Below are 21,403 nucleotides of genomic sequence, written 5' to 3' on the forward strand. Positions count from 1 at the left end.
TTTGGGCAACAACGCCTCTGTGGTCATCGGCCCGGATGAATGCCGTTGGATGCTCGCCGTGCCCGCCAGGCCTGAATGCGCGCCTGGGTGCCGATGACGAAGACGAAGAAGACCGGTACGAAGAAGATGGCCAGCAGGGTGCCGCTGATCATGCCGCCAAACACGCCGGTGCCGATGGCGTGCTGGGTCTCCGCGCTTGCGCCACTGGCGAGCATCAAGGGCACCACCCCGAGGGTGAAGGCCAGCGACGTCATCAGAATGGGGCGCAGGCGCAGGCGGGCAGCAGTGATAGCCGCATCAAGCAGTGAGCGCCCTTCGCTGTGCAACTGGCGCGCAAACTCCACGATGAGGATGGCATTCTTGGCCGACAGACCGATGATGGTGATCATGCCTACTTTAAAGAAGACGTCGTTAGGCATACCGCGCAGCATCACGGCCGCGACAGCACCGAGCAGGCCCAGCGGCACCACCAGCATCACCGAGAGCGGGATCGACCAGCTTTCATAGAGTGCCGCCAGCACCAGGAAGACCACCAGCGCCGACAACAGCATCAGCAGGGGGGCCTGCTCGGCCGACTGGCGCTCTTGCAACGACTGTCCCGTCCAGGCCAATGCGAAGCCTGGCGGCAATTGCGCCACCAGGCGCTCCATCTCCGCCATCGCCGCTCCGCTGGAGAGGCCGGGCGCTGTCTCTCCGGCAATACGCACGGCAGGGAAGCCATCGAAGCGCATCATCTGTTGCGGCGATTCGCGCCATTCCGGTGTCACCACCTCCCGCAAGGGGACCATGCCGCCGCTGGCATTGCGTACCCGCAGGCCGAGCACGTCATCGAGCTGCATGCGCGCCGACGCGTCGGCCTGCAGAATGACCTGCTGCATGTGCCCGCCGTTGGGGAAGTCGTTGACGTAGAGCGACCCCATTGCGGCCGACAGGGTACTGCTTACGCTGGCGAACGAGAGTCCCATGGCTTCGGCCTTCTGTCGGTTGATCTCGAGGTGAATGCTCTCGCCGGGAGGCAGATTGTCGGGATACACATCACTGACTACCTGGCTTTTGGCGGCCAGTTCCAGCAGTTGGGCCTGAGCGGCCAGCAGCGCGGCATCTCCCCGGTTGGCTCTGTCTTGCAGGAACAGGGTGAAGCCGGAGGCGGTGCCCAGCTCGTCGATGGCGGGCGGCAGCAGACTCATTACCGTGCCTTCAGGAATGTTCGCCATGGCTGTTTGTGCCAGCTCTGCCTCTTCGGCTGCCGTGGCACCATGACGCTGATCCCAATCTTTGAGCATGGTGAAGGCCATGGCGGCATTGGGGCCTGCACCGGAGAAGCTGAAGCCCTGCACCACCAGGTTGGTGTCCAGCGCCTTGCGAGAGGCGACGTGAGCCTCGAAGGCCTTGACCACCTCAAGGGTACGCTCGCTGGTGGCGCCGGTCGGCAGCTGGATGGAGGTCATGAAGTAGCCCTGATCCTCGTCCGGCAGGAAAGAGGAGGGCAGCTGGGCGGCGCCGATGGCCAGCACGGCGCAGAGGGCGGCAAAGGTTGCCATCATCCGTCCGCTGCGCCCGACCAGCCGGGTTACCCGCGCACCGTAGCCTGCTGTGAACCGCTCGAAACCCCGGTTGAAGGCACCGAAGAAGCCGCGCTTCTCATGATGATCCGGACTGACCGGACGCAGCAGGGTGGCGCAGAGCGCAGGCGTCAGGGTCAGGGCGAGGAAGGCCGAAATCAGGATCGACACCGCCATCGACAGGGTGAACTGCTGGTAGATGACCCCCACCGAGCCGCTGCCAAACGCCATGGGGAGGAACACCGCCGTGAGCACCAGGGTGATGCCGATCACCGCCCCGGTGATCTCCTTCATGGCCTGCGACGTCGCCTCCCTGGGCGAGAGCCCTCGGGTGGCCATCAGGCGCTCGACGTTCTCCACCACCACGATGGCGTCGTCGACTATGATGCCGATGGCCAGCACCATGCCGAACATGGTGAGAGAGTTGATCGAAAAACCGGCCAGCAGCATCACCGCGAAGGTGCCAAGCAGGGCGATAGGGGCGACGATGGCCGGGATCAGGGTGTAGCGCAGGTTCTGCAGGAAGAGAAACATCACCAGAAACACCAGCATCATGGCTTCCAGCAGGGTGTGGATCACCTTTTCGATGGAGACCTTGACGAAGGGGGCCGAGTCAAACGGGATCGAATAGGCCATGCCCGCTGGCAGGGTGGGGGCGAGCTGGGCGAGACGGGTGCGCACCGCATCGGCGGTACGCACGGCGTTGGCGCCGGGGGAGAGCTGGATGGCGGCGCTGGTGGCGGCCACGCCGTTCTCCCGGTTGGAGAAGGCGTAGGATTGCGCCCCCAGCTCGACCCGGGCGACATCACCCAGCACCAGTTTGGCGCCATCACCACCGGCTCGCAGCACGATGGCGGCGAACGCCTCGGGGGTTGTCAGCTGCCCTTGAACCGTGAGGGGAACCGTCAGGCGTTGCCCCGGCAGGGCGGGTTCGTCGCCGAGGCGCCCCGGTGCAATCTGGATGTTCTGCTGCTCGATGGCCTGCGCCACCTCGCTGATGGTCAGCCCGTAGGCGGCGAGTTTGGTCGGATCTACCCAGATGCGCATGGCCTGTTCGGCGCCGAACAGTTGCACCCGCCCCACACCGTCGATGCGGCGCAACTCCTGCACAATATTGCGTGCCATGTAGTCGTTGAGGGCAACCTCATCGAAGCGGCCATCCGGTGAGGTCATGCCGACCATCATCAGAAAGCCGGATGAGGCGGACTCCACCTGCAGGCCGGTTTGCCGCACCGCTTGTGGCAAGCGAGGCTCGACCGCCTTGATGCGGTTTTGCACGTCCATCTGGGCCAGCTCCGGATCGGTGCCCGGCTTGAAGGTGGCAGTGATCTGCGCGCTGCCCGAGGCGTCCACCGACGACTCGAAGTAGAGCAGGTTCTTCACTCCCGACAGCTCGCGCTCGATAAGGCTCACTACCGCATCGTTCAGGGTCTGCGGCGTGGCGCCCGGATAGGCGGCATAGAGGGTCACCGACACCGGCGCCACCGAGGGATAGCGGGAGATGGGGAGCTTGGGGATGGCGATGACCCCTGCCAGCACGATGAACAGGGCGATCACCCAGGCAAACACCGGGCGATGGATAAAAAACTGCGGCATGGATAGCTCTCCGATTCAGCGAATGCCTCTGTCAGCCGGTTGGCTGACGGCGGGTGGTTGCCAGGGGGAGGCAATGACCTGAACCCCCGGGGTCAGACGGTCGATCCCTTCGATCACCACCTGTTGCCCGGCACTGAGCCCGGACGCGATGCGGTACTGGCTATTCACCAGTTCAGCGGTGTTGACCGGAACCAGCTGTGCCTGCCCCTGGTCATCCAACACCCACACGCTGGTCTGACCCGAGGTGCGAACTACCGCCTGCTGGGGCACGGTCAGGGCGTTGGCATAGCGGGCACGGGGGATGCGCGCCTGCACATAGAGGCCGGGCAACAGGCGCCGCTCAGGGTTATCCACCAGCACCCGCAGCAGCACGTCGCCGGTCCCGGCATCGACCTCGATGCCGGAGAAGAGGATGCGCCCCTGCATCCCCAGCGGCGTGCCATTGCTGCCGAGGATCTCCACCGCCAGTTCCGGTGCCGTTGAGCCAGCCTGCTGGCGCAGGGATTCCAGCACCGAGGCCGGTTGACGCACATCGACGTAGACCTGATCAATCTGCTGGATCCTGGCCATGGGGGTGGCATCGGTGGGCGACACCAGAGCCCCTTCACTCACCAGCGCCTGATCGATGCGCCCGGCGATGGGGGCCTCCACGCTGGCAAATTGCAGGTTCAGCTGGTGCCGGGCCAGGGTCGCCCTGGCCTGGGCCACATCGGCGGCCGCCTGATCCCGCTGGGAGACCGCATCGTCATAGGTCTGGCGGCTGATGGCGTCGGTGCGCAGCAGCGGCTGCAGGCGGTCAATCTGGATGCGGGCGCGGGCCAGCACGGCCTCGGCCCGTTGCAATGCGGCGGCGGCGCTGTCGACATCGGCCTTGAAGGGGGCCGGGTTTATCTGGAACAGCATTGTGCCTGCGCTGATCTCGGCGCCCTGCTCGAACAGGCGGCGCTGTACGATGCCGCTGATCTGGGCGCGAATGTCGGCGCTGCGCAGTGCCGCCACCCGGGCGGGCAGATCCTCGCTGATGACAAGCTCCCGACCAGTCAATGTCAGCACCGACACCTGAGGAGGGGCGGGAGCCTCCTGCTCTTGCGGCGCGACATCGCAACCCGCCAACCCGAATGCGGCAATGACGGCGAGCAGGGCGCCCGCATACCGCTGTTTTACAAACCTCATCCACTCACCTCGTTAAACCGTCTCTCCGGTGTGATGTGACCGAAGAGTGCATCGAGCGGCCATTATGGCGAGGGGCTATTGCGAATGATTCGAGGCTTTGTGGAGAATCCATGGAGGCGATGATAAAGTTCAACGCCACCTTTTTTCGAGTCCGACTATGTCCCATCTCAATGCTCCCGCCAGCCCGGCGGGCCAGTCACTGGTACTGATTGCAGAGGATGAAGCCGAGATCGCCGACATCCTCGCCGCTTACCTGCAACGTCATGGCTTGCGCTCCCTGCACGCCGCCGATGGCCGTGAAGCGCTGGCCATGCATCAGGCATTCAAACCCGATCTCCTGCTGCTGGATGTGCAGATGCCGCAACTGGATGGCTGGCAGGTGCTCAGCGAGATCCGGGCGCGCGGCGATACGCCGGTGATCATGCTGACCGCCCTCGATCAGGATCTCGACAAGCTGATGGGGCTGCGCATGGGGGCGGATGACTATGTGGTCAAACCCTTCAATCCGGCCGAAGTGGTGGCGCGAGTGCAGGCCGTGCTCAGGCGCACCCGGGCCGTAAAGCCTGCCACGGCGAACGTGTTGCGGGTCGGCCAGTTTCAGATCGATCTGGAGAGCCACGAGGCCAGCATTTTCCGCGATGACCAGCAGCAGGTGCTGGAGCTGACACTGACCGAGTTCAAGTTGCTCGCCTCTTTGATGCGGGCGCCGAAACGGGCGTTCAGCCGCGCCGAACTGCTGACTCACTGCTTGCCGGAGGGGGATACCCAGGAGCGTACGGTGGATAGCCACATCAGCAAGTTGCGCAAAAAACTGGAGACACACGGCATTCAGGGGGTCCCCGCCAGTGTCTGGGGCGTTGGCTATCGCTTCGGGGGCGATGCATGAAATCGGCGCCCGGCCTTCGCAGGCAGATCATCCGCTCTCTGGGCTTGATGACGCTTGGTATCATCTCCCTCGCGGTGATCGGCACCTATGTGTTTTATGGCATCGCCGTGGCGTTTGTGCCGGGCAGCATCTCCGAGACCTGGGTGCCCTCCAGAGTCGAGATGTTATGGATCGGCTCCACCATTCTCATTGCATTGGGGATGGCGCTGTACGTGGCGGTGCGCCTATCTCGCCGCATCCTGACTCCCCTCAACTCGGTGGCAACCAGCCTGCGCGAGGTGGCCGAGGGCAAACTCGATGCCCGTGTGCCGGAGGATGAGCAGGCGATCGGGGAGACGGCGCAACTGGTGCGCGACTTCAACGCCATGGCCGAGCGGCTGCAGAGCATGACCCGCGAGCGGGAGTTCTGGAATGCCGCCATCGCCCACGAGTTGCGCACTCCCGTCACCATTTTGCGCGGCCGTTTGCAGGGGCTGGCCGAAGGGGTATTTCCTCCCAGCAGCGAACTCTTCGAGGGGTTGCTGCGTCAGGTGGAGGGGCTCAATCACCTGATCGAGGATTTGCGGGTATTGAGCCTCAACGACAGCGGCCATCTGGAGTTGCAGCGGACCGAGGTCAGGCTGGCCGACGAGCTTGCCGTGGTGCTTGAGGCGTTTGCCAGCCCTCTGGCGGCGAGCGGATTTGTGTTGCAGCGGGAGCTCGATAGCGAACTTCATGTTTGCTGCGATCTGTTTCGCATCCGTCAGGCCCTGATGGCGCTGTTGGAAAATGCCCAGAAGCACGCGCTGCCGGGCCTGCTCACCGTGCGGCTGCATCGCTCGGAGAGTGTGTGTGTCCTGAGTGTGGAAGATGAGGGGCCAGGCATCAGCGAGGAGATCGCCGCCTGTATCTTCGATGCGTTTCGTCGCGGAGATCCGTCACGCTCGCGCAAGAGCGGCGGCAGCGGACTCGGACTCGCCGTGGTCAAGGCGATTGCAGAGGCCCACGGCGGCAGCGCGGTTTGCCAATCGACCGGACGGGGAGGGAGCAGATTCGTGCTCTCCTGGCCCATCTCAGCCATGTCCGGTGGCCCTGAAACCTAGCCTGCGGGCGGCGGGGTATGGTGAAGCTATACAGCTGCCCGCACAGGGGGGCGACAAGCGATGTCATAGGGTTTTCTACCGCTTGTGCCGGGTGAGCAGGAGTGGTTGGGACATGGCTCATTTGGCGCGAAACCATGGTTTTTTGCCGTCAAAAATTGAAACCGTTTTCAGAAATCCTTTTCAACTGTGATCCGCTTCAAAGCTTTTTCGGGCGCCAACCTCTAGCATTGGCTCCACGAATTAGGGGCTAGCGCTCCCGATTTTCCCGCTGTGGGAGGTAACCGGATGATCCGGCTATTTCCTTCGTTACTTTCGACGGTCATCATGGATGGCCGTTTTTTTTTGAGTTATTTCACGGTAAAGGGTCGAGCCGCTGGCGCTTTACCGTTAAAATTCCGCTTTTGCACTTGCCCGTGAGTCTTGATGTCTGCGTCCACCCTCTCTTCGGATAGTTATGCCCTGCTCGCCACCCTGCAATTGCAGCGCGTTGCCAGTACCCGTTTGCTGCAAGAACAACTGGCGATAGGCCATGCCCTGATCGATAAACTGACCCGACTGCAGGATGCGGGACTGGTCAGATTGCGCGGGGAGCAGCAGTGGAGCCTGACCGCCGAGGGAACGCTGGCGCTGATCCTGGGGGTGCGTGCCGGTCTCTGCCCGGCGCCGGACTGGAGCCGGGTGCCCTCATTGACCGGGCAGGATCTTACCCATGCGGTGGTGCGCGAGCTCTGCCGCGGCAAGGCGGGGGAGATCCCGACCTATTTCTCGGCCAGCGATCTGCTGACCCTGCTCGATACCCCGGACGCTCACCAGTTGCTGGCGGGCTCCAGCCCCGCCTGGCAGCAAATGTTGCTGGAGCACTTCTCGCTGCAACTCTTGCTCGATGCCCCCTATGAAGAGCGCTGGCCGCTGGCCAATGCGCTGGTGCGCTGCGCCCCCGAGGTGCAGGCCCGGGCCAAAGCGTTCGAGGCGGAGTGGCGCTGGCTCTGCGGGGATGGCGAGAGCACATCGCCAACCGGCGAGGACAAGGATGCCGCCCCCGGCTGGTCAGCCCTGCAGGCGCTGGCCCAGCAGAGCCAGAGCGGCCCGCTTGGCGAGCGACTGCTCACCGCGCTGGGCCAGTGGCAGGCAACCGATGAGGGCGAGGCGGGCCAGTGGCCCCGTTCATTCAGCGCCCTGCTCTGGCTTGGCTGGTTGCAGCAGGCCGATCCCGTCATCGCCAGCGAACAGCGCAAGAAGTGGCAGCGCAGTTTGACTGGCCAGTTCCCCCTGCTTGCCGATCTGCTCAGCCAGTGGGCGGGCGATCGCCACGGTCAGGCGGTCGGCCTGTTTGATACCCTGCAACTGCCGGTGGAGGAGCTCCACTGGGGCTATCTCTGGCTCGATCTCTGCGCGCTGGCCCGTCACGGTGCCCAGAGCCCGCAGGTGGCCATGTTGCACAAGTGGGATCTCTCCCATCTGCTCGATGCCGAGCCCCATCATCGCCTGATGGCCTTTTGTCAGGATCTGCTGCGCATCTTGTTGGGCGAGGCGGCCAAAGGGGCGCCCTTGTGCCAACAGCGCGGCAGTGAGGAGAGTACGCAAGAGGGCAGTGACGGGCAGGATGATGACGAGGACGAGGATAAAACCGCGGCCTCTGCCAGCTGGCTCAACTGGTTGCAGGGGCTGGGACGCTCCAGTGGCGTACGCAAGCCGCAGGAGCGGTTGGTGTGGCTGCTCCATGCCGACGGCCCCGAGCTGGAGTGCAAGATCCAGAAGCTCAGTACCAAGGGGGAGTGGACCGCCGGTCGCCGGGTCGATCCGGCCTTGCTCTCCACCCAGTATGCCGCCATGCTCGACGAGCATGACTGGGCACTGGTTCGCACCCTGCCACGGGTGATGGGACGACTGCCGCGGGATGTCTGGGCGCCGCTGGCCGATCACCCCCGCTTGTTCAACGCCAAGGGGCAGAAGCTGCAACTGGCCATCAGTGCCCCCCTGCTGCAGGTGGTGGCCACCGAACAGGGGATGAGCGCGCAGCTCTGCCCCGATGCGGCCGCCCGCGGGGCCCATATCATGCCGCTGGCGCAGGATCTGTGGCAGCTCATCCTCACCCCGCAGCCGCTGCTCGACCGCTTGCCAGCGCTCGAATCCATCCCGCTGCTGCCCGCCGAGGGGCTGGCCGAGCTGCAACGCACCCTGGACGCCATTCCCGAGCTGCCCTGGCACAGTCAGGTTGCGGGGCTTAGCGGCAACGCCGAACTGGCTCCCTGGCCGGGCATTCCTTCGGTGCAACTGGATTGGCAGGATGGTCAGCTGTCGGTCAAGCTGGTGACTCGCTTTGAGGATCTGCCGCCCCAGCCCCTTGGCAAGGGGGAGGCGATCGTGCGGCAGGGGATCAAGGCGTACCACTACTGGCAGCGGGATCTCGGGGCCGAGAAGCTGCAGGCCCAGTTGCTGCGCAATCAATTGCCCATCGGCCTGCCCGGCAGCGAGTGGCTGCTGCAGGGGGAACAGGCGCTGGCGCTGGTCAATGCCCTGCCCGAGCTGGTGGATGCCGGTGTGGTCATTCACTGGCATCAGGACAGCGCTCGCCTCAAGAGCCTTGATGAAGCGGCTCTGAGCCTGCGCATCGAGCGGCGGCAGGACTGGTTCCAGGTCGAAGGGGCACTGGCCCTCGATGAGCACCAGATCCTCGATCTGCGCCTTATTCTGCGCCAAATGACCCCGGGGCAGCGCACCGTTCAGCTCGACGAGAAGACCAGCCTGATGCTGAGCGACAAGCTGGTGGAGCGGCTCACCATGCTGGGGGCCATGCTCGATGAAGAGCAGCGCATCAACAACAAGCTGGCCTATCCGCTCACTCGTCTGCTCTCGGTCATTACCACCGAAGGGGATGCAGCGTGGCAATCCCTTCAGCAGGAGTGGCAGCAGGAGGTCGAGTGCCCGGACGAGCTGCTTACCTCCCTGCGGGACTATCAGAAAGAGGGGGTGCGCTGGATGGCGACCCTGGCCCATCACGGTTTTGGTGCCTGTCTGGCCGATGACATGGGTCTGGGCAAGACGTTGCAGGCGCTGATTGTGTTGCGCATGCGCCAGCATCTTGGCCCAGCGCTGGTGGTGGTGCCCAAGTCAGTGGTCACCAACTGGCAGGAGGAGGTGACCCGTTTCGCCCCCGAACTGGATGTGGTTGTGTTCGAGAACCCGGCCGAGCGGGAGGGGATGATTCGCGAGGCCAAGGCCGGTCAGGTGATCCTCATCAACTACGGCATGCTTGGCAGCCTGGCGGAGGCGCTCAAGTCCCGCCGCTGGTCTTCCATGGTGCTTGATGAGGCCCAGCAGATCAAAAACGCCGGCACCCAGCGCGCCAAGCTGTTGTTCCAGCTCGACGGCGATTTTCGCCTCGCCCTCTCCGGCACCCCCATCGAGAACCATCTGGGGGAGCTGTGGAGCCTCTTCACCTTTATCAACCCGGGGTTGCTCGGCAGCCTCGGCGAGTTCAAGCGTCGCTTTGGCAAGGCGGTCAAGGATCCCCAGCACATGGCACTGCTGCGTGCGGTGATCAGCCCCTTTATCCTGCGTCGTCTCAAGCAGCAGGTGCTGACCGAGCTGCCGGACAAGACCGAGATCATTCACCACATCAGCCTCTCCCCCGAAGAGCGCCAGCTCTACGAGGCGACCCGGCGGGAAGTGGTGCAGCAGGTGCAAAGCGCCGATGGCCGCGCCCTGATGCATGTGCTGAGTGGCCTGACCCGGCTGCGCCGTCTCTGCTGCTCACCGGAGCTGGTGATGCCCGAGTGGTCGCAAACCAGCAGCAAGCTGGACGAGGCGATGGCCCTGCTGGAAGAGGCGATCGACGGTGGTCATCGGGTGCTGGTGTTCAGCCAGTTCGTCGATCTGCTGAGTCTGTTGCGGGCCCGCATCGAGCAGAAGTCCTGGGACTACTGCTATCTGGATGGGGGCTGCTCCGCCAAGTCCCGTCAGGACTCCATCCTGCGTTTTCGTCATGAGGAGGTGCCGCTGTTCCTCATCAGCCTCAAGGCGGGGGGGACCGGCCTCAACCTCACCCAGGCCGATACCGTACTACACCTCGATCCCTGGTGGAACCCGGCGGTGGAAGATCAGGCGAGCGATCGGGCCCACCGGATGGGCCAGACCCAGCCGGTGACCGTCTATCGACTGGTATGCGAGCAGACGGTGGAGGAGAAGATCGTCGCCCTGCACGACGAGAAGCGGGCGCTGGCCGATGGCCTGCTGAGCGGCCAGTCCGAGGTGCGCGGGCTGGATGTGGAGAGCCTGCGGGCCCTGCTGATGGGTTGATTGGCGACGCCACCTTTCATACCGCCTATCGATACAGAAAAGGGGAGAACATCCAGAGATGTTCTCCCCTTTCTTATTTGGGGTGCTGATGCGGGATACTTCGTTTATCGCGGCAAGGCGGCCCAGCTATTCCTGATCCAGTCACCCCTGATAGAGATAGAGGTGCAGCCGCTCGATGATGGGCTCGCCGCCAATCTTGCGATCCCGCCGCGCCTGTCGGCTCTTGGGGGGATAGTTGCCCAGATGGGTGACTGCAGGCGGGGTATCCGAGCAGAGCAGCAGAGGCAGGCTCGCCTTGATCTGCTGCTTGCGCGGGGTGCGCTCCAGCCAGAGCAGGTTGATCATCGGGTGAGTCTTGACCGGGCGGCGGATCCGCAGCTCGGCATCGGCGGGCAGACGGCGAATGTCGTACACCTCCTGATCCACCATCTTGCTCCACTCCTCGTTGTTGGAGAGGGCCGGTATATAGCGGCGGCTGCGCTCCAGCATCTCAAGCACCTGCTCGCGACTGAGGCGATTGATGGTCTGCTTGTCAGCCCAGGTAAAGCCAAGGGATTGCAGCTCTCCCGCCAGCAGGGTCAGTTTGCGGTAGACCTGCAAGGTGATCACGCCGGGCAGAGCGGTATGTACCAGCTCGAACTTCTCGTCCCGTCCCCCCGCCTGCTGCACCAGCGCCTTGAAATCGAGCTTGTGCTGGTTGATTTGGTCGATCAGCGGTTGCAGCAAGGGGGCTGCGGCGGCAGGAAAGCGCAACCAGCCGGGCAGCCGATGAGTCGCCTTGGTGGAGCAGCCGGGGCGGGCGCAGTGATCCCGATAGGCTGCGAGGGTGGCCGCCAGCGCGGCTTCACCGTTGAGATAGCCCACCTCAATTTGCTCGATCGGGTCGTGCTCTTCTCCCTGCGCAACCGGAGGGAGGGGATAGACATGGGCCTCCTGCAGCTCGAGCTGGCCAAGCAGATCGGCCAGCTGGTTGAGAGCGGCTTCAATGGCGGCCATCTGTTGACGCAGGGCGGCGGTCGGGGTAAAGGTATCCATCGATGATCCTGTGGTTTCATCCGCCTCTGACGGCATAAACGATGGCGTCAGGGCAGGGGAATAAACTACTGTATAAATAACCATACCAGTATGCCGGTTGCGCGCCAAGAGGGGTGTTTTCGGGTCTTCATCGAGGGAGCTGCGCGGGAGGAAAAGTAAGTTTGTTATATGTTTCATTGTGTTAATTTAAGATCGCCAAGAGATCACGGAATTAACAATCGAATGTAATGACGGGGTTGCCACCCATGGCGAATCCATTGGCAAGTGCATAGGCAATGCGGTAAATTGCATATGTAAGGTGGTGCCATGCAGCACAATATGCTGCGGGCCGTTGATGGTCGAATAGTGACTTAATTATTCTTTATAAATCAAAGCATTAAATTTATATCAGTCAGTTTTTTACTATTAGTTTTCCTAATGTAACGTATCAAAATTCGTCAATTGAGTCGGCCCTGCTCCCTGACTAAGCTTTGCGCATCAAATAAAGCCCAGTGCGTAAACAAATATTCAGAGGAGCCACATCATGGCCAACATGACTTATACCGAAACCGGTTACCAGCATTCCAGCCAATTGAATCTGGTTGCTCGCGTTAAAATGACCGTTCTGACCTGGCTGGAGCGCAGCCGCAGCCGTCGCCAGCTCTCCGAGCTGCCCGAGTACCTGCTCAAAGATATCGGCCTGAACGAAGCTGACCGTTATCAAGAGACCACCAAGCCGTTCTGGCGTGGTTGATCAGCCGGGCATGGATGCCTTGTTTTTCTGCTGAGTCGTTTGCTGTTCTGCCCCTGTGGGGACCAGCCGCCAAGTCTGCCATTGTCTGTTTTATCTCCCCCCGTTTTACGTTGATCCTTTTTCCTATCCTCTTTATTCCATATCGCTACCGTCATTGCTGTCATCGTTCGATTGTTATCACACTTGTATCGTTAATGTTTGAATTTGTTTAAAAAACGATTTTAAGCCGCGATGCCTTGCGTATAATCCGGCCATAGTATTCCAGAGCGAGAGGGTGAGACGGATGATTCCCCAGCACGATTTTTTGGCCATGACCCGCAGCCATGAGTGGCAGCTTGAGCCCTTTGAATTTGCCCTGCCCGATGGTGCGCGGGTCAGCGTCTGGGATACGGGCGTGCTCTGTCTGGAGCCTGCCAGTGGCACGGACGACCAGCCGGGAGGACGCAAGGATATCGTCCTCTCCTGCGGCATCCACGGCAACGAGACCGCTCCCATCGAGATCTGCAACCAGCTGTTGAGCCGTCTGCTCTCAGGTGAGCTGATCGCCCGTCATCGGGTGTTGTTCCTGTTTGGCAATCCGGCTGCGATGAATCTGGGGCTGCGAGAGGTGGAGGAGAACATGAACCGGCTCTTCTCTGGTGCACACAGCAAGGGAGAGGGGCTCTGCAATCGGGAGCGGATCCGCGCCATGCGCCTCGAGCAGTATGTGAGCCGCTTCTTTGCCGATCCGGCTCGTCCCCGTTACCACTACGACCTGCACACCGCCATTCGCGGTTCGCGCCACGAGAAGTTTGCCGTCTACCCCTTCCCCCACGAGCGGCCTCACTGCCGCGAGCAGGTGCAGTTCCTCGGCGCTTGCGGGGTGCGTACCATACTGCTCTCCGCCAGCCCGACCACGACCTTCAGCTACTACAGTTCCCGCCAGCATGGTGCCCACGCCTTTACGGTGGAGTTGGGCAAGGTGCGCCCGTTTGGCGAGAACGATATGACCCGCTTTATCGAAACCCGCCAAGCGCTGCAGGAGCTGATCACTCAGGATGAGGTGGCGCTGGAGCCGTGGCGGGCGGATGATTTCACCCTGTTTGCCATCGATCGGGTGATCACCAAGAAATCGGCGGACTTTCGCTTCCTGTTCGCCAGCGATGTGGACAACTTCACCGAATTCCCCCAAGGGTTCGTGCTGGCCGAGGATGGTGAGCTGCGTTACACAGTCGAGAAGCCACGTGAGGCGGTGGTCTTCCCCAATGCCAATGTGGCGATCGGTCAGCGCACCGTGCTGATGGTGGTGCCGACAAGGCTCTGGGAATAGCGGTGGTAGTTTTGCCTGCAGAGCGGTGATGCATCCGCAGGCGACGCCAAGCCACTGTTTTAGTCGGTGGCTCAGACACAGCAGCGGTTAGCCGCAGTAATAAAAAACGGGGCCAGTCAGATGACTGGCCCCGTTTTTTATCGGGTTCAAGTGGTGTGGCTTAGCTGTTGTTCTTCACAAACAGGGTCAGCTCCTGACCGGGCTTGAGGTAATCCCCTTTATCCAGCTGATTCCAGCGCATCACATCGTTGATGGCCACCTGGAAGCGAGCCGCGATGGAGGAGATGGAGTCACCACGGCGAACCTGATACACCATCGATTTGTCGCTCTTCTTCCCTTGCTTGGGATAGACCACCAGCTTCATGCCTGGTTTGAGCGCCGACTTGGCATTCAGACCGTTCCACTTGGCGAGCTCTTCGTGGGAGACGCCGTGTGCCTGGCTGATGCTCCACAGGTTGTCACCCGAGCGCACCTTGTAACTGACTTTGGCCTTCTGGCTGCTGCCACGGCTTGCCAGCTGTTGCGGTTTGCTGGCGGAGCTGGCCTTGCTGCTGACCTGACCGTGGGTCGGGATCACCAGTTGCTGACCGCGACGCAGGTTGTTGCTGCGCAGATTGTTGGCCAGCTTCAGCTCGTTCACGCTGACGCCATGATTCTGGGCGATACGCGACAGGGTATCGCCACTGGTGACCTGATAGGAGCGGGTACGAATACGCTCGCTCTTGGGCAGATCGGCCAGTGCCAGCTCCAGGGTATCGGCATATTCTACCGGTACCAGCAGGCGGTAAGGGCCACGGGGCGACATCACGCCACGGCTCAGGGCCGGATTGACCTCCTTGAGCTGTGACGTGCGCAGACCGGCCAGTTGGGCGGCCACATTCAGATCGATCTGGCTGCCGGTCTCCACCACTCGCAGCTTCGGCTCGTTGGCGAGCACCGGCAACTGGATATTGTACTTGTCCGCATTGCTGATCATGTCAGCCATGGCGAGGATCTTGGGCACATACATCCGAGTTTCGCGGGGCAGATCGAGCGACCAGTAGTCGGTCGGTTTGCCTGCGCGCTGGTTACGCTGGATGGCGTTGCGCACCCGTCCTTCACCGGCATTGTAGGCGGCCAGCGTTTGCAGCCAGTCACCGTCAAAGAAGCGGTTCAGGTATTCCAGATAGTCGAGCGCCGCATTGGTGGAGGCCAGCACATCGCGCCGTCCGTCATACCAGTTGTCGTGGCGCAGACCGAAGTTTCTGCCTGTCGCTGGCACAAACTGCCACAGACCGACGGCATTGCTGCGGGATCGGGCATGGGGATCAAACATGCTCTCGATCATCGGGACAGTAATAAGCTCCATTGGCAGCTCACGCCGTTCAATCTCCTCTACCATCAGATAGAGGTAGGGTTCAGCCCGGCTGGCAATGGTCGCCAGATGCTTATCATTGCGCAACAGCCACTCACGTTGCTGGCGGATGCGCGGGTTGTCCGGAGTTTCCAGTTGCATATCATCGCTGATACGCACCCACAGATTGTCCGTATCTTCCATTTCGTCCAGCTGTTCATCGCCAAACAGGAAATGGGAAGAGTGTTTTTTATGCGCTTTTTTCTTGACCTGGGGGGACTTGATCGGCTCGATTGCCGTTAGCGCCCGGTCATCCTGATGGCTCAGGTTTTGGCAGCCGCTGAGCAACAGCGCTGCCAATAAGGCCGTTCGTACCTTCATCTCGTTCCGGTCATTTTTAGGAAAAACAGCTCGCATCATAAGGGGCAATGGCCCCCTGATCAAGGTTTGTTCAAAAAACGTCCTTCCACTGACGCAGGATGGTGAAGGTATCTACCGGATTTTCCACGCATTTTAGCCCATGTTTTTCAGCAGAAAATTTCACTGAATCCTGTTCGCCGCGCAGAAAAATGTTGAAAGTGCGTTCGTCACCCAGCCGGGTTGGCAGACTTGGCAGCCCTTGTTGCCGCAATTTGCTGATCAGCCCGATCTGGCGGCGGATCGCCGGGTTGTCCGGTTCGACCGCATAGGCAAAACGCAGGTTGGAGAGGGTGTACTCGTGGGCACAATAAATGAGTGTCTCATCGGGCAGGGCGGCGAGTCGTTGCAGCGAGTGGTACATCTGCTCCGGCGTCCCTTCAAAGAGACGACCACAACCGGCCGAGAAGAGGGTATCGCCACAAAAGAGCATGCCGTTGCCGTGGTAGGCGATGTGGCCGCGAGTGTGCCCGGGCACATGGATCACCTCGAGGGCGAGGCCGTGCCAGTTGATCTGATCGCCATCTTCCAGCCACTGACCGTGGTGATCCGGCATCGGGTCAAGTTTGGGGCCATAGAGCCGGGCGTGGGGGAAGTGGGCAAGCAGGTCGGTGACGCCCCCCACATGGTCGTGATGGTGATGGGTCAGCAGGATGGCATCGAGCACCAGCCCCAATGCCTCAAGCCGCTCCAGCACGGGGGCCGCATCGCCCGGATCGACCACCAGACAGTGATTTTCGTGGCGGATCAACCAGATGTAGTTGTCATTAAAGGCTGGAACTGTGATCACTGGATACATTGAGTCTGCTTCTCTTTAGGGAGGGTATCTTATATAACAGGATGGCGTTCGAAACCCCGAGTTGAGCCCTATTATGCAGGTGGCACGTACCGAACAACAAATCGAGATCCCGACCAGCTGGTCTGCATTGCCTATGGGAGACTGGGTGGCGGCCGAGATCCAGGATCGGCTCGACAACTGGTGCCCCAATCTGTTTGGGTATCATCTGCTGAAAATTGGCGCCCTGAGCGCTGAACTCTCCTGCAAACGCTCCTCCATTCGTCACCAGATCGGGGTCGCCCCCGGCGGACGGCTGCTCGACATGTATGGCGATCCCCTCGATCTGCCGGTGCGGACCGGCAGCATCGATGCCTGCCTGCTGGCTCACTGCCTCGATTTTTCCGCCGATCCCCACCAAGTGTTGCGCGAAGCCGAAAGAGTGTTGACCGACGATGGCTGGCTGATCATCAGTGGTTATAACCCCATGAGTCTGGTCGGGATCGGTCACTGTGTGCCGTTCTTGCGGCGCAGAATGCCCTGGTCGGCACGGATGTTCACCCCGGGGCGGGTGACGGACTGGCTGCATCTGCTGGGATGCGAGGTGATGTTCGACGAGCGCTTTGGTTATTCGTTTATGGGAAAACAGAGCTGGCACAGTTGGTGGCGAGAGAGTATCGGGCGGGATTATTGCAGGGCATTTGCATCGGTATACGTGATTGCGGCCCGTAAACGGCGCTTTCCACTGATCCCGGTGCGGCGGCGCTGGCAACTGCCAAAGTCCCTCGCCACACCGGGAATGGCCCGTCAGGGCTGGTAGCCGGTATCTTCGGCCAGATCCTTGCCGCAGGCGGCCTCTCTGGCCAGCTCGTCGCACCGTTCGTTCTCCGGGTGGCCGGAGTGACCCTTCACCCAGAGCCACTCAATCTGGTGGCGACCCACTTCCGCATCCAGCTCCTTCCAGAGATCGACGTTTTTGACCGGTTGCCGGTTGGCGGTCATCCACCCTTTCTTCTTCCAGCCGATGATCCACTGGGTGATCCCCTGGCGGACATACTGGCTGTCGGTAGTGAGGCGCACCTTGCACGGTTCGTTGAGGGTACGCAGCCCCATGATGGCGGCCATCAGCTCCATCCGGTTATTGGTGGTCAACTTGAATCCGGCGGAAATCTCTTTGCGGTGCTTGCCGTAGACCATCACGGCCCCGTAACCACCCGGGCCCGGATTGCCGAGGCAGGAGCCGTCGGTATAGACATCAATCTGTTTTAACATGAGCAATCAATCTGTTTTAACATGAGGCTTGGGGTAAACTAGCGAGTAAGTAAAGCCGAAGTTTGACATAGATTGGATCATGAACACACCCCAACTGAATCGCCAGATCATTCTGGATACTGAAACCACAGGTATGAATACGGCGGGCGGCCCTGTCTATCTGGGGCACCGCATTATCGAAATCGGCTGTGTGGAGGTGATCAACCGCAAGCTGACCGGTAACCACTATCACGTCTATATCAAGCCTGATCGTCTGGTCGACCCGGAAGCGATCCAGGTGCATGGTATTACCGACGAGTTCCTGCGTGACAAACCGTCGTTCAGCCAGATTGCCGACGAATTCCTCGAGTTCATCCGCGGCGCCGAACTGATCGCTCACAACGCACCGTTTGACGTGAGCTTCATGGACTACGAGTTCAGCAAGCTCGGACTCAACTTCAAGACGGCGGATATCTGCACCATCACAGATACCCTGGCGATGGCGCGGGATCTCTTCCCCGGCAAGCGCAACAACCTGGATGTGCTGTGCGATCGTTACGGTATCGACAACTCCCACCGTACCCTGCACGGGGCTTTGCTCGATGCGGAGATCCTGGCGGACGTCTATCTGTTGATGACCGGTGGTCAGACCAAACTCAATCTGGCCACCGAAAGCAATGAAAACGAGAGCAATCAGGACACCAGCATTCGCAGGTTGGAGAGCAACCGACCCGCCCTCAAGGTGGTGCGTGCCACTGCCGAGGTTCAGGCCCTGCACGAAGCGAGACTGGATCTGGTACAGAAAAAGGGAGGAAGTTGTCTGTGGCGGCAATGAGCAAGTGGTGTGCAGGTCTGCTGCTATTGCTCTCGCTGGGGGCGATGGCGACCGAGGTATTTGCCCCTTCCGATATTCCGCTGCTGGATAACCGCTTTCGCATCGATTACGGCGTGAAGGAGATCACCTTCATCATCAAGCGCAAGCCGGGCACCCCGTCCGTGATCCTGGTTCGCCCCGATGGCAGCAAGCTTTACGTGGGCAAGGTCAAACCCGCAGATGTGGGTTGGCTGGCGCTGCTGGAGCATGATCTCATTACCCTGCGCAATCCCATGCCGGGCCCCTGGCAGGCGATTGGCGAGGTGGATCCCGACAACCGGGTGCGCATTCTCTCCGATATCCGGCTCGATATCGCCGCCCTGCCGATGCAGCTCTATCAGGGGGAGGTGGTCAAGCTCAAGGCGTGGTTGCTGATCAATGGTCAGCCGCCGAAAGATAAATACTATCTCTCTGACCTTGGCATGACCGTCAAGCTGCAATCGTTCAGCGATGCCGATAAGAAAGAGGTCGTGCTGGATCAAGTACTTGGTCACTATCGCGATGATGGCAAGGGGCTCGACGAAGTGCCGGGCGATGGCATCATGACGGCGGAAGTGACGCTGCAGGATATTCCCGGTGGCAAGTACCGCGCCATGTTCAGCACGGGCAATCAGGTGTTTGTCCGTGCCCGTTATCAGGATGTACTGCTTTACCCCTATCCGTTCAGCTATAACTTGTCGCCGCCTTCGGATGAGCTGGGTGCCAAGCTCTCACTGCTAATCGACCGTGATGAGCTGGATCCCGCTTCCGTGGTGGTCAAGGGGAGTGTGACCAGCAATGTGGGCGGCCTCTACGAGTTCAGCGAGACCGCCAGCGACCCCAAGCTTGATATCGATCTCTCCAACATCAAGGAGGTCGGTCAGCATGAGGTGAAAGCAACCCTCTATGGCACCACTCGCCTCGGCCGTGAGCTGAAAATCGAGTTGCCGGTGAAAACCTTCAATGTCTTCCCGCCACCGCCGCCTCCTGTAGAGGTGGTGTCGGCCGCCGCACCGGCCTCCAGTGCCGAGGCGACCCATGAAGCTCCGGCAGAGGAGGAAATGGGCTGGCTGATCTGGGCATTGGCGGGTGGTGGTGTGCTGCTGGCGGTATTAGGTGGGGTCGGGTTTGTGGTGATACAAAAACGGCGTGCCCTGAAGCGTGCTCTGGCCGCTGCGCAGGCCGAGAATCAGCAAGCCGGACAACCTGCCGCCAAGCTGGATCTCAATCTGCCAGAGCAGTAACCCTCGTACTTCTCGCTCTGAAGTGGCGTGATGCCAGATATAGAAAACCGCCCTGATAAGCAGGGCGGTTTTTTTGAGTTCATAAACAGAACAAGCTGGCTATCAGTGTTCGCCGATATAGACATCCTTGTTCTGCTCGCGGATCTCGAGGAACTTGTCCAGATTGGCCATCATCAGCTCGACCAGCTGGGGGTCGAAATGCTGCCCTTTCTCCTCTTCAATCAGGGCCAGCACCTTGTCCAGCGGCCACGCCTTCTTGTAGCAGCGATCCGAACCCAGGGCATCGAACACGTCAGCCAGCGCCACAATTCGCCCCTCCAGCGGAATATCGGCCCCCTTCAGACCGCGGGGATAGCCACTGCCATTCCATTTCTCATGGTGATTGCCAGCGATGGTGGCACCAATCTGAAACAGCGCCAAATCGCTGCCGGAGAGCATATCCTGCCCGAGCTGGGCGTGGGTTTTCATGATCTCCCACTCCTCCGGTGTCAGCTTGCCCGGCTTGTGCAAGATGGCATCAGGAATTCCCACCTTGCCAATGTCATGGAGCGGCGAGGCTCGTTTCACCAGCTCGCTCTGCTCTTCGCTCATGCCCATCAGGTGGCAGAATTGTTCGGTATAGAGCGCGACCCGTTTGACGTGCAGCCCTGACTCTTTTGAACGGGTTTCGACCAGTTCGCCGATGCGATAGATGATCTCCCGCTGGTTGTCGGCGATCACCTCATTGAGCCGGATATTCTCCAGCGCCACTATGATGTTTTCAGTAAACAGGGTCAGCAGACTGGTATCGATCTGGCTGAGCTGGCGGGTGGTCTCGATGTGGAACAGCAGGTGGTGGCGCGGATTCTGGCAGTAGAGCACCATCTGGGTGGCGTTATAGACATTGCTGCGCTTGCTCATAGCCTGGCGCAGGATCTCCGGCGCGTCCGTGAGGAGCATGGCGGGATGGCCGGGGAGCAGGGGCTCCAATACTTGATCCTTCACCTCATAGGCGTATTGCTTGACGTCGTATATCTGGGTTTCCCCCAGATGGAGCAAGGCGCTGAGCTGCTCCTGGGCGCCTTCGACAAACTGGCGCAAGGCCCGTTTCTCAAAGATCCCCTTGGAGGCTTCGATGACTTTTTCCAGCCCCTGGCGGTTACTCTCCAGGGTGCGGATATCCCGATAGGATCGCAGGCTGGCCCGCAGCAGGGTGCGCAGCTTCTGGGAGGTGAGCTCGGTTTTATCCTTGTAGTCGTTGATGTCGTAGTTGGTGACCACGTCATCTTCCGGCGCCTGGCCTGGCTGGCCGGTACGCAGCACGATGCGTACCATCTTGTTTTGCAGGTCTTCACGGACGTATTTGACGACATCGAGGCCGGCGTGGTCGACCTCCATCACCACGTCCAGCAGCAACAGAGCAACGTCCGGGGTGGTGGCCAGCAACTCTTTGGCCTGCGCCGCGGAATAGGCATGCAGAAAATCGATGGGGCGATTGTCAAACTCGAATTTGTTCAAGGTGATTTTGGTGATGCGATGCACTTCAGGCTCATCGTCAACAATCATCACCTTCCAGCCCGCTTGCTGTGCGTCGGGGAGGGAGAGATCGTCATCATCAATAATCAGGATCTGGTCATCCATCATACAATCCTGTTTGGCATCCTGTGCTTACATTAACTGCTTCACTAAGGATAGGAAACTTATTGGGAAATAAAATTTGATCTCGAAAAACTATGGTCGAAATAAGCAAATGGAACCCTTTGTAATTGTGGCGTTGTCCGGCTGCTTTCTTTGCCCAATCATGGAGCTAGCGTGCATAAAGCCTATGTCTGGATTGGGGTGTGGACGCGAGTGGTTGGGGATGTTTGAATCCAGC

At 60.7% G+C, this 21,403-nt stretch carries 15 protein-coding genes; 8 read left to right on the forward strand and 7 right to left on the reverse strand.

The window, feature by feature from the left end; translation table 11 throughout:
• Positions 1 to 23: 23 nt before the first annotated feature.
• Together AB5Y84_RS12430 and AB5Y84_RS12435 are read right to left on the reverse strand one after the other, a co-directional pair.
• The gene (locus AB5Y84_RS12430) at positions 24 to 3,158 is read right to left on the reverse strand and encodes a multidrug efflux RND transporter permease subunit (protein ID WP_368177048.1); all 3,135 of its coding nucleotides are present in this window, start codon (positions 3,156 to 3,158) and stop codon (positions 24 to 26) included.
• A gap of 15 nt (positions 3,159 to 3,173) precedes the next feature.
• Positions 3,174 to 4,331, reverse strand: coding sequence for an efflux RND transporter periplasmic adaptor subunit (locus AB5Y84_RS12435; protein ID WP_368177049.1), 1,158 nt, complete (start codon positions 4,329 to 4,331; stop codon positions 3,174 to 3,176).
• A gap of 157 nt (positions 4,332 to 4,488) precedes the next feature.
• Here AB5Y84_RS12435 and AB5Y84_RS12440 point away from each other — a divergent pair, with 157 nt between their 5' ends.
• From AB5Y84_RS12440 to AB5Y84_RS12450, 3 genes are all read left to right on the forward strand, one after another.
• The gene (locus AB5Y84_RS12440; RefSeq protein WP_058055860.1) at positions 4,489 to 5,217 is read left to right on the forward strand and encodes a response regulator; all 729 of its coding nucleotides are present in this window, start codon (positions 4,489 to 4,491) and stop codon (positions 5,215 to 5,217) included.
• Entirely contained in the window at positions 5,214 to 6,299 is a 1,086-nt protein-coding gene (locus AB5Y84_RS12445; protein ID WP_368177050.1) for an ATP-binding protein, read from the forward strand. The genes AB5Y84_RS12440 and AB5Y84_RS12445 overlap by 4 nt, the downstream gene beginning before the upstream one ends.
• 423 nt (positions 6,300 to 6,722) lie before the next feature.
• A complete protein-coding gene (locus AB5Y84_RS12450; protein ID WP_368177051.1) occupies positions 6,723 to 10,598 on the forward strand; it encodes an SNF2-related protein in 3,876 nt (1,291 codons plus the stop codon).
• Between the two features lie 141 nt (positions 10,599 to 10,739).
• Here the strand turns inward: AB5Y84_RS12450 and AB5Y84_RS12455 are convergent, their stop codons facing one another.
• On the reverse strand, positions 10,740 to 11,633 hold the full coding sequence (locus tag AB5Y84_RS12455) for a DNA replication terminus site-binding protein (protein ID WP_368177052.1): 894 nt from the start codon (positions 11,631 to 11,633) through the stop codon (positions 10,740 to 10,742).
• Positions 11,634 to 12,156: 523 nt separating this feature from the next.
• On the opposite strand from AB5Y84_RS12455, the gene AB5Y84_RS12460 reads away from it, so the two are divergent.
• Complete coding sequence (locus AB5Y84_RS12460) at positions 12,157 to 12,366, forward strand: DUF1127 domain-containing protein (RefSeq protein ID WP_005337823.1); 210 nt, start codon at positions 12,157 to 12,159, stop codon at positions 12,364 to 12,366.
• A gap of 283 nt (positions 12,367 to 12,649) precedes the next feature.
• The gene (astE, locus tag AB5Y84_RS12465; protein ID WP_368177053.1) at positions 12,650 to 13,675 is read left to right on the forward strand and encodes a succinylglutamate desuccinylase; all 1,026 of its coding nucleotides are present in this window, start codon (positions 12,650 to 12,652) and stop codon (positions 13,673 to 13,675) included.
• 160 nt (positions 13,676 to 13,835) lie between these two features.
• Here astE and AB5Y84_RS12470 read toward each other — a convergent pair whose 3' ends face one another.
• Together AB5Y84_RS12470 and gloB are read right to left on the reverse strand one after the other, a co-directional pair.
• Positions 13,836 to 15,389: a LysM peptidoglycan-binding domain-containing protein gene (locus AB5Y84_RS12470; RefSeq protein WP_005361719.1), complete on the reverse strand. Its 1,554-nt coding sequence runs from the start codon at positions 15,387 to 15,389 to the stop codon at positions 13,836 to 13,838.
• 70 nt (positions 15,390 to 15,459) lie between these two features.
• Positions 15,460 to 16,224: a hydroxyacylglutathione hydrolase gene (gloB, locus tag AB5Y84_RS12475; RefSeq protein ID WP_368177054.1), complete on the reverse strand. Its 765-nt coding sequence runs from the start codon at positions 16,222 to 16,224 to the stop codon at positions 15,460 to 15,462.
• A 73-nt stretch (positions 16,225 to 16,297) separates the two neighbouring features.
• Here gloB and AB5Y84_RS12480 point away from each other — a divergent pair, with 73 nt between their 5' ends.
• Entirely contained in the window at positions 16,298 to 17,020 is a 723-nt protein-coding gene (locus AB5Y84_RS12480; RefSeq protein WP_368177055.1) for a methyltransferase domain-containing protein, read from the forward strand.
• On the opposite strand, the gene rnhA is transcribed toward AB5Y84_RS12480, so the two are convergent.
• Positions 17,008 to 17,472, reverse strand: coding sequence for a ribonuclease HI (gene rnhA / locus AB5Y84_RS12485; protein ID WP_005353268.1), 465 nt, complete (start codon positions 17,470 to 17,472; stop codon positions 17,008 to 17,010). The genes AB5Y84_RS12480 and rnhA overlap by 13 nt on opposite strands.
• A 79-nt stretch (positions 17,473 to 17,551) precedes the next feature.
• Here rnhA and dnaQ point away from each other — a divergent pair, with 79 nt between their 5' ends.
• Together dnaQ and AB5Y84_RS12495 are read left to right on the forward strand one after the other, a co-directional pair.
• A complete protein-coding gene (gene dnaQ / locus AB5Y84_RS12490) occupies positions 17,552 to 18,286 on the forward strand; it encodes a DNA polymerase III subunit epsilon (RefSeq protein ID WP_088869726.1) in 735 nt (244 codons plus the stop codon).
• Positions 18,283 to 19,548, forward strand: a complete 1,266-nt coding sequence (locus AB5Y84_RS12495) for a TIGR03503 family protein (RefSeq protein ID WP_107682286.1) — start codon at positions 18,283 to 18,285, stop codon at positions 19,546 to 19,548. The genes dnaQ and AB5Y84_RS12495 overlap by 4 nt, the downstream gene beginning before the upstream one ends.
• Before the next feature lie 102 nt (positions 19,549 to 19,650).
• On the opposite strand, the gene AB5Y84_RS12500 is transcribed toward AB5Y84_RS12495, so the two are convergent.
• Positions 19,651 to 21,168, reverse strand: a complete 1,518-nt coding sequence (locus AB5Y84_RS12500) for an HD domain-containing phosphohydrolase (protein WP_005361714.1) — start codon at positions 21,166 to 21,168, stop codon at positions 19,651 to 19,653.
• Between the last annotated feature and the right edge of the window lie 235 nt (positions 21,169 to 21,403).

The sequence above is a fragment of the Aeromonas sp. s11 genome, from assembly GCF_040907945.1.
Taxonomy (GTDB): Bacteria; Pseudomonadota; Gammaproteobacteria; order Enterobacterales; family Aeromonadaceae; genus Aeromonas; species Aeromonas veronii.